This window comes from Fervidicella metallireducens AeB (genome assembly GCF_000601455.1).
Lineage (GTDB): Bacteria > Bacillota > Clostridia > Clostridiales > Caloramatoraceae > Fervidicella > Fervidicella metallireducens.
The window spans coordinates 1-2,565 of sequence record NZ_AZQP01000097.1 but is presented as its reverse complement, the minus strand read 5'-3'; the positions used below and the strand labels follow the sequence as shown (position 1 = coordinate 2,565).

Annotated in this window: 3 protein-coding genes; all 3 read left to right on the top strand. The window is 35.4% G+C overall.

From position 1 onward, the window contains the following. Window positions 1–72 precede the first annotated feature (72 nt). Window positions 73–384: an IS66 family insertion sequence element accessory protein TnpA gene (gene tnpA, locus Q428_RS13660; protein WP_035381873.1), complete on the top strand. Its 312-nt coding sequence runs from the start codon at window positions 73–75 to the stop codon at window positions 382–384. After that, window positions 378–734: an IS66 family insertion sequence element accessory protein TnpB gene (tnpB, locus tag Q428_RS13655; protein WP_035381871.1), complete on the top strand. Its 357-nt coding sequence runs from the start codon at window positions 378–380 to the stop codon at window positions 732–734. Before tnpA ends, tnpB begins: the two co-directional genes overlap by 7 nt. A 166-nt stretch (window positions 735–900) precedes the next feature. Continuing rightward, window positions 901–2,508, top strand: coding sequence for an IS66 family transposase (tnpC, locus tag Q428_RS13650; RefSeq protein ID WP_084478403.1), 1,608 nt, complete (start codon window positions 901–903; stop codon window positions 2,506–2,508). Window positions 2,509–2,565: the final 57 nt, after the last annotated feature.

Sequence of the window (2,565 nt, the reverse complement as noted above, 5' to 3'; positions counted from 1 at the left end):
GTAAGCGTCAAATTCTCCCCACCTACAAAGGCGAAAATAATTATGGCATAATAGCATCAGGAGGTGCTATTAGTGCAAGAAATCAGACAAAGACAAAATAATCTAAACTGGGATGAATTGATTCAAAATTTTCAGGAAAGCGGACTTTCAGCTCCAAAATGGTGTAAAGAAAATGGGATAAAGCTTTCTCAATTAAGGTGGCAACTGAAAAAAAGAAAAACGTTTAATAATGAAGAAATACAATGGGTCCAACTGAAAGAAACCCCTGTTAGTATATCTAACAGCATAACTGTAAAAATAGGCAATGCAGAAGTAGTAGTTTCAGAAGGATTTAACGTAGAACTTTTCTCTGCAGTTGCTAAAACGCTAAGTTCATTATGCTGAATTTAAAGCAATTTCAGAATGTCTATTTAGCTGTCGGCAAAACTGACATGCGTAAATCAATTGATGGACTTGCCATCATGGTTCAAATGAATTTCAGATTAGACCCATTTTCAGATGCAATATTTGTATTCTGTAACTCAAAACGTGATAAGATTAAAATACTTTATTGGGAACGTAATGGTTTCTGGCTTTATTACAGGCGTTTAGAAAAAGGACGATTTAAATGGCCAAATAGTTCCAATGAAAAAGTTATGCATGTTACAGAACGAGAGCTTCGGTGGCTTTTAGATGGTCTTGATATACACCAAAAGGGTGGTCATAGTGAAGTAAAAGAGCGAAAAATCATATAAATTTGTGGATAATGAAGGCAGTTTTAAAAACAGCTGTGGATGGTTTTAAAGTTATATCGAAAGTTCATAAAACCATTGAAAATACTACGTTTTAACAGCTTTTTCCCTTGCTGTTTTCAACAAAAAAGTGTATAATATTAATATGAGTAAGATAGATTTAAAATCGATTAATTTAGCAGAATATAGCCGAAAAGAGTTAGAGGAAGCCTATGTAAAACTCAGTCTTGAAAAGGAGCAAGCTGAGCTACAATTAAAATGGTATCAAGAACAATATAGGCTTAGCAAACAAAAACTCTTTGGCAAGTCAAGTGAACAGAATATAGATGGTCAAATATCACTTCCAATATTTAATGAGGCTGAAGCTGAACGCCAACCTATAAATATTGAACCTAAGCTTGATGATGTAGATATAGAAGAACCCAAATCAAAGCCTAAAAAGCAAAAGGGCAAGCGAGATAAAGATTTTTTAAGACTTCCCAAGCAGGTTGTGGAATACAAGCTATCTAAAGAGGAACAGGTATGCCCTGAGTGTGGCAATACCCTTCATGAGGTGCGCCCTGAAATCCGAAGGGAACTTGAAGTAATACCAGCTCAAATCATTGTAAAAGAAACTCACTCAATGATATATTCATGTCGTAATTGCGAAAGAGAAGGAATTACTGTTCCAATGATTACAGCTCCTACACCTAAACCAGTAATCAAAGGAAGTATTGCTTCCCCATCATTGATAGCAGATATAATGACTAAAAAATATGTAGATGCAATACCACTATATAGACAAGAACAAGAATACAAACGTTATGGATTACCAATTAATAGACAGAACATGTCTAATTGGATTATCAGTGCTGCTCAAAATTGGTTAAGCCCAATGTATAAATATCTTCAAAGGATGCTTGTAAATCATGATGTATTGCATGCAGATGAAACAGAGCTTGAAGTATTAAATGAGCCAGGGCGAGAAGCAACCACAAAATCCTACATGTGGATGTATCGAACAGGCAATGGGCATGAGCCAATCGTCCTATATGAGTATCAGCCATCAAGGGCAGGAGATAACGCTAAGGCCTTTTTAAAAGGCTTTAAAGGGTATCTACACACTGATGCCTATGATGGATACGATAAACTATTAAAAGAATCAAAGTCAGGACCAGCAATGGAAGTAACACTTGTATCCTGCTTTGCTCATGCAAGAAGATATTTTACAGATACCTTGAGAGCAGTAGAAGATAAGGAAAGTTACATGTATACTTCCGCTTATCAAGGGGTAAAGTATATAGACGGCATGTTTGAACTTGAGGAAAAACTATCTAAAAAATCCTATGAAGAGCGATATGAAGAACGCCTCAGCAGGCTTAAACCAATGCTGGAGGTTTATTTCGCATGGATTGAAAAAGAACATGCAATAGCACTTCCAAAATCAAGCTATGGCAAAGCAATAAATTATTCATTTAATCAAAAGGAAAAATTAATGAATATATTGAAAGATGGAAGGCTTGAATTAAGCAACAACCGTGCTGAAAGAGCAATAAAGCCTTTTGTAATAGGTCGAAAAAATTGGTTATTTTCAAACACACCGCAAGGAGCAAGGGCAAGTGCGATTACTTATAGCATAATTGAAACTGCGAAGGAAAACAAATTAATTCCATTTGAGTATTTGAAATATTTATTTGAAACTATGCCAAATGTTGATATTACAAAAGAGGAAGAACTAAACAAACTGCTTCCATGGTCAAAGGAAATACCGGATAAATGCAAAGCCAAGCTGAAGTAAAAGGTCGCATTAAAAGGCGGCTTTTTTTTGTAAATGTGGTCCCGTTTTGACGCTTAC